Source organism: Methylobacter sp., assembly GCF_036845245.1.
GTDB lineage: Bacteria > Pseudomonadota > Gammaproteobacteria > Methylococcales > Methylomonadaceae > Methylobacter_A.
The window spans coordinates 1-5,991 of sequence record NZ_DAIUEH010000101.1; the positions used below are offsets into that span (position 1 = coordinate 1).

Consider the following 5,991-nt stretch of genomic DNA (forward strand, 5'->3'; position numbering starts at 1 on the left):
GCTTTTGCTCCTTGAGTTCAAGATAGTTTATACCAGTTAAATATGGGACTAAACATCTAATGAGTATGTTACTACTGCACACCAGCGTAACAGTTGCAGAAAGCCCAGCATCAGCAGAAAACAAATTTATCCAGGATCTAAATGAAATCGTCGTGCAAAATATTAAAGATCCGGCCGGGTTGTCCTATCGTCAAGTTCTGAAAGCGCTGGATGCATACGACAAACACCATGGTTTGGCGCCTTTTGCCCCAGCTCGTTTTAAAGTGCAATTAAACCGAAAACAATGGGATGCAAGCAGGAAGCCTCTGACCTTACGACTAGTCAGCAGCAATACTGCAATCGACATTCCGGTAGCCGCCGATAAAACCTTTAGCATACCCCGCAACCGGCGGCCAGCGATGACGATGCCAAGCTGGTGCTTAACAGGAGTAAAGCGCTTTATAATTTTGTCTCTTGGATTGAAAGCCCTGATATCCCAGATAACGCACGGCGTTTGGGAGACTTGCGTTTGCAATGCGAAATGAATTGGACTTTTATAGATGTAGGCATCGCCCTCCGTGCTGCGGCTAGTCTATTTGGTAACCCATGCCAAAGCAGCTGGCTCAATATTGGCTTCCTTGCACCCCGGCCACTGAACAGCGCCACATTGCTTTCCGGTAAGCGCCGAGAAACCTTAGCGCAAAAACATATTCGCGCAAATGGCCGAATTTACAATCCGCCTCTCAGCGATCAAAGCTGGTCGGACGATACTTTGGTTGAGCTTGAATTTGCGCCACCGAATAATAACCGCTAAGTTGCTAGACACCGACGTAGGTGCAACAACCATCCCATTTACTTTATTGAGGCTACCGATGCATCGCTTACTGATTTCAGCCGTTGCCATTACGTTTGGCAGTTTGCTAATCCAACCGGCACAAGCCATTCCTGTAAATTCCGGCGTCGAACAAACGACCACCCAATTGCCACGCAGTATTCGTCCAAGCCATTACGATGTTGCGCTTAAACCCGATGCGAAGGCGTTGAGTTTCGATGGCAAGGTGTCGATTTTTATCGAGGTATTGCAACCCACCAACAGCATCACCCTAAATGCCGTCGAGCTGGTGTTCGCCAAAGTAGCCTTGTCCAAAGATCAAAACGGCGCATCATTTCCAGCCCCCAGCGTCCGGATTAATGAAGCCCAGCAAACCGCGACGTTTACTTTCGAGCAGACCATCTCGCCAGGTTGGTATTGGCTGAACATCGATTATTCCGGCAAGATAGGAACCCAGGCAGCGGGATTGTTTGCCTTAGATTATGACAGCAACGACGGCCGCAAGCGGGCGCTATACACACAGTTCGAAACCGCCCATGCTCGCCGCGTTATCCCGTCATGGGATGAGCCTTCCTACAAAGCAACCTTTAAGCTTGAAGCAACAATACCAACGGGCCAGCTGGCGGTCAGCAATATGCCTGTGGAAGATCGGCGCGATCTTGACGAAGGCTATAGCCGAGTACGGTTTTTGGTATCACCGAAAATGTCCACCTATTTGCTGTTCTTCGGGCTGGGCGAGTTTGATCGCGTCACGGAAAAACTGGCCGACACGGAAATTGGCGTCATCACCAAAAAAGGCGGAACTGCTCAAGCGGCGTTTGCGTTAGCATCGACCCAAGGGATTTTGCAGGAATATAACGATTATTTCGGCACCCCTTATCCGTTGCCCAAGCTGGATAATGTTGCCGCACCCGGTCGCAGCCAATTTTTCAGCGCGATGGAAAACTGGGGCAGCATTTTTACCTTTGAGCATTCCATCTTACTGGATCCGGCGATCTCAACCCAAGCCGACAAGCAACGCGCATTCATGATCGCAGCCCATGAGACCGCGCATCAATGGTTCGGCAATCTGGTCACTATGGCTTGGTGGGACGACCTTTGGCTTAACGAAAGCTTTGCCTCCTGGATGGAAAGCCGCACCACCGCTAAACTTCATCCCGAATGGAACAGCGCCTTGAGCGATGTCAACGACCGCGACCGTGCCATTGAGCTGGACTCTTTAGTATCCACGCACCCCGTCGTGCAACATGTGGAAACCGTGGAACAAGTTAACCAAGCTTTCGATGCCATTACTTATCAAAAAGGCGAAGCTGTGATCCGCATGTTGGAAGCCTATGTGGGCGAAAATGCTTGGCGATCCGGCATCCGGCAATATATGCAAGCGCACCGCTATGCCAATGCCGTTTCGGCCGATTTGTGGCGGGAGCTGGAAGCAGCGGCCGGCAAGCCCATCGCCGCGATTGCCCAAGATTTCACCCTGCAACCGGGCGTACCGCTGATTCGTGTCGAAAATCAAGTGTGCAAGGACGGCAAAAGCCAACTGCGTTTACGCCAAGGCGAATTCAGCAAAAATAACCCGGACAAAAAACCGCTGCGTTGGCGGGTTCCGGTACGGCTTCAGTCGTCTGCTAATGCAGCCAAAGTTGACCAATTGGTGACTGACGGTGTAGTAACCGTCACCGTACAGGGATGCGACCCGGTTATTGTCAACGCCGGTCAAAGCGGCTATTTCCGTACGCTTTATGCGCCAAAACTATTTGCCGACATTATCAAAAGTTTTGCCTCAATCACCGCCATCGACCAACTCGGCATCTTGTCGGACGCCTCGGCCTTAGGCCTGACCGGGCTACAATCCCCAACCGACGTGCTCGAACTGGCCAAGGCAACCCCGATCAGCGCCGACCCGCAGGTCTGGGACAAAGTCGCATCTGTATTCCGTGGCATTGATGAGCTTTATCGTGGTGACGCCGCCCGGCAATCGCAGTTCCGGCGCTTTGCCATTGCCCGGCTAACGCCGGTGCTCGATAAAACCAGTTGGACAGCAAGCTCTAATGAGCCGGACACCGTCGCCATTTTGCGCAATAACTTGATCGCAACCTTAAGTAGCCTTGGCGCGCCTGACGTTATCGCCGAAGCCCGGCGGCGCTACCTTGCCCAAGGTGCTGATTCAACCGCCGTGCCGGCACCCTTGCGCAAGACCATTTTAGGCGTAGTCGCCCAGCATGCGGATGCCTCCACTTGGGAACAACTACATGCCGCTGCGCTCGCGGAAAAAACGCCGCTGATCAAAGACCAGTTTTATTCACTGTTATCGATTACCGAAGATGAAAGCCTTGCCCATCGAAGTTTAGATTTAGCGTTGACGGCAGAGCCGGGAGCTACTACCAGTTCCGCCATAATCCAAGGCGTGAGTAAATTCCATCCCGACTTGGCGTTCGACTTTGCCGTAGCGCATCTTCCGGCCGTTACCGAAAAAGTGGATGCGCCGTCGCGCGGCAATTATTTCGCCAGACTGACAGAACGATCGCTAAACCCCGATATGATCGGCAAGATCAATACCTACGCCGCAGCAAACTTGCCGGTCGGTTCGCGCCGTTCCGCTGACACGGCAATTGCGACTATCGGCTATCGCATCAAGGTGCGCAACGGACGCTTACCGCTTATCGACCAATGGCTGGAGCGTAACTAACAATGAGTTATCCCATCATAAAAATCGCTGCACAGTATATCGACGGCTTTGCACAAGCTGTCGATAGCGTAGCCAGGGAATTACGGTATCTGGCGTTTACTGAAGGTCCGCCGCTAGAAACGACCGTGGCTTATGTCCAACAAAACCTTGCCGAAGACTGGCCACATTTCATTGCCCTTGATGGCGAAAAAGTCATCGGCTGGTGTGATATTGCATCTTTGCATCGGCCGGTATTGGAACATTCCGGCGTACTTGGATTAGGCGTTATCCGCGAGTACCGTGGTCTGGGTATTGGTACTCGCCTCATCAGCACCGCACTGCAAGCAGCTAAGGAGCGTGGCTTAAGCCGGGTCGTGTTGACGGTTCGAGAGCGGAATGAAATTGCGATCCAGCTTTATAAAAGTTTTGGCTTTTTTCAAGAAGGCCGACATATCAAAGCGGTCAAAATCAATGGTCACTATGAAAACCATTTATCGATGGAATTGCTTATTTCGGAAAATGATTAGTGGAAGCAATATACTGATTCTTTAATCTATAGTCAGGTAGGGCATGCATCGCGTACCTTTATAAGTATTTGAATGTTATAGCTTATAAACCGGTATGCGGTGCATGCCCTACGGACTTAACTATAATCCGGATATCGGGGTCCACTATAGCTATGTACTTGTACAAAATACTTAAATAAGCAGTCCAACCGTCTTATCCCCTCGTCTGCATTATTCGTAGGCACCAAAGCCCCGCCATCAGCACCAGCGCATCACGTAGCCGCATCAGCGCAATCAAGCCCATGGCTCCCGTAGTAGGCAGGCTCAGGAATTGAAATGCCCAAAACATAGTAGCTTCCAGCGTACCGATGCCGCCCGGCAGCGGCAACAGGAAGGCTAAGCGCATGGATACCACAATGACTAAAAATGCATAACCATCCAGTTCAAGGTCAAAAAAGCTGAGCAACAGCCATAATTCACCGATCAATCCGACCCAGCCGACAATGGACAGGATGAATGCTCGCAACAGCGCCGGTTTCCGCTCTTCCATAATCCGTTTCACATCGCTGCCCAGCCGCTGCCAATGAGTTTCTATGTTTTGCAAACGAGGGTGATGTTGCCAGTGACGAGCCACTCGCTTTATCCAGCCGAAGACTCGTTCGGGTTGCTTTAAAATTAGCCAGCCAAACAAGGACAGCGTCAGAAGAATTAACAGTAGAACCAGCGAAATTTCCTGCGAGTCGACGACTTCGGCGATGGGCGATACCAACAGCAGAAGCACACCTATCAACAGTACACCGAAATTAACCCAAAGCTCGTAGAACCTATCCAGCCCCAACGCCAGCAAAGCACAGTGTATCGGTAGCCGGTTGCGCTGGCATAGCCAGTAAATCTGCAAGGGTTCACCGCCAAACTGAGGGCCTGGCGTGATAAAACTCACCGTTTGGCCGGCTTGGCGGATTATCAATAACTCACCGAAGCGCACCGGCACATGCAGTATGTTGGTGAGCACCCGCCAGCGCTCTGTAGCCAATAAAATAATGCCCAGGTTAAGCGCTATCCAAGCCAGCCATTGCTCAAGGGATAGTTTGGTTATGCTCTGGACAATAGTTGCAAGCGGTAATTGGCCAAGAATCCAGCCGACCAGGATCAGAGCCGCCAGCCACAGCAGAAGCGGTAGCGCTTTAAGCCATGACATCAGGCACCGTCATAGCGTGTGACCCATTCGTCATCCCATTGCCAGAGACTGAAGCGGCCGGTGCCCAGCAACAAAATCCAGCTAGCCGTGAAGATAAGTACATAGCCCTTAAAATCGATGGCGCCGCTTGGGTAGTGCCAGCCTAACAGTATAATTAAGATTAGTGCCCCTAAGCGTCCGGCAAAGCCCAACAGAATCAGGCCGGTACAGAGCAATAAACCAAAAACATCAACAGTCATACCCGTTAACGAGAGCAGGGCGGAGTCTTTTGTCACCGAAAACAACAGCAGAACCAGCAGTACACGCAAACCCGGTTGAAAAAACCGCCCACTAAATATTTCCAAACGATTTAGTGCTTGTGGTTGGATGTTCCCGCTAACAACCCACCAATCCGCCACAAAACCAAACAGCACCGGCAACATAAACGCGATACCGGCGCTTGTGGTCAGAGCCGGGTTAAGCAACGGCCAAAGCACGATAGCAATAAAGCCCATTTGAAAGCCCGCCAATATACGGCGCAAAGGGTTCGGCGGCAAGGCATGAACAGGTAAACCCAGGTTGCGACGGCGTTGCAATCCCCACTGATAGATATAGTAGGCCACGCTTAACGCTAGATAAGACGCGTGTATCTTGCCTAAGCCGATTGCCAGCAGCGGGGCAACTACCAGTCCCAGAGCGTCGAAGCTGATGTCCAGTTCATTGCCCAGCAAACTCACCTGTTGGCTGCGGCGGGCCACGAAGCCATCCAACCGGTCTAGTGTTTAATTACGTAAATTAGTTACCGTATTTCTTATTTGGCTACCTTTTA

Annotated in this window: 6 protein-coding genes; 4 read left to right on the forward strand and 2 right to left on the reverse strand. The window is 51.3% G+C overall.

The window, feature by feature from the left end:
• The first annotated feature begins 59 nt into the window (after positions 1-59).
• Genes V7051_RS24135 through V7051_RS24150 form a run of 4 tightly spaced genes read left to right on the forward strand, consistent with a single transcriptional unit; the run spans position 60 to position 4,006 of the window.
• Positions 60-524: a hypothetical protein gene (locus V7051_RS24135; protein WP_333879317.1), complete on the forward strand. Its 465-nt coding sequence runs from the start codon at positions 60-62 to the stop codon at positions 522-524.
• Entirely contained in the window at positions 521-793 is a 273-nt protein-coding gene (locus tag V7051_RS24140; RefSeq protein WP_333879316.1) for a hypothetical protein, read from the forward strand. The genes V7051_RS24135 and V7051_RS24140 overlap by 4 nt, the downstream gene beginning before the upstream one ends.
• A 58-nt stretch (positions 794-851) precedes the next feature.
• Positions 852-3,500: a M1 family metallopeptidase gene (locus V7051_RS24145; protein WP_333879315.1), complete on the forward strand. Its 2,649-nt coding sequence runs from the start codon at positions 852-854 to the stop codon at positions 3,498-3,500.
• Between the two features lie 2 nt (positions 3,501-3,502).
• Complete coding sequence (locus V7051_RS24150; RefSeq protein ID WP_333879314.1) at positions 3,503-4,006, forward strand: GNAT family N-acetyltransferase; 504 nt, start codon at positions 3,503-3,505, stop codon at positions 4,004-4,006.
• 193 nt (positions 4,007-4,199) lie between these two features.
• On the opposite strand, the gene V7051_RS24155 is transcribed toward V7051_RS24150, so the two are convergent.
• Both V7051_RS24155 and V7051_RS24160 read right to left on the reverse strand, forming a co-directional pair.
• Complete coding sequence (locus V7051_RS24155; protein WP_333879313.1) at positions 4,200-5,183, reverse strand: lysylphosphatidylglycerol synthase transmembrane domain-containing protein; 984 nt, start codon at positions 5,181-5,183, stop codon at positions 4,200-4,202.
• On the reverse strand, positions 5,183-5,932 hold the full coding sequence (locus V7051_RS24160) for a CDP-alcohol phosphatidyltransferase family protein (RefSeq protein ID WP_333879312.1): 750 nt from the start codon (positions 5,930-5,932) through the stop codon (positions 5,183-5,185). Before V7051_RS24160 ends, V7051_RS24155 begins: the two co-directional genes overlap by 1 nt.
• Between the last annotated feature and the right edge of the window lie 59 nt (positions 5,933-5,991).

Excerpts from the sequence above, each read along its gene's own strand:
- V7051_RS24135 (WP_333879317.1), top strand. The coding sequence starts at position 60 with ATGAGTATGTTACTACTGCACACCAGCGTAACAGTTGCAGAAAGCCCA.
- V7051_RS24140 (WP_333879316.1), top strand. The coding sequence starts at position 521 with ATGAATTGGACTTTTATAGATGTAGGCATCGCCCTCCGTGCTGCGGCT.
- V7051_RS24145 (WP_333879315.1), top strand. The coding sequence starts at position 852 with ATGCATCGCTTACTGATTTCAGCCGTTGCCATTACGTTTGGCAGTTTG.
- V7051_RS24150 (WP_333879314.1), top strand. The coding sequence starts at position 3,503 with ATGAGTTATCCCATCATAAAAATCGCTGCACAGTATATCGACGGCTTT.
- V7051_RS24155 (WP_333879313.1), bottom strand. The coding sequence starts at position 5,183 with ATGTCATGGCTTAAAGCGCTACCGCTTCTGCTGTGGCTGGCGGCTCTG.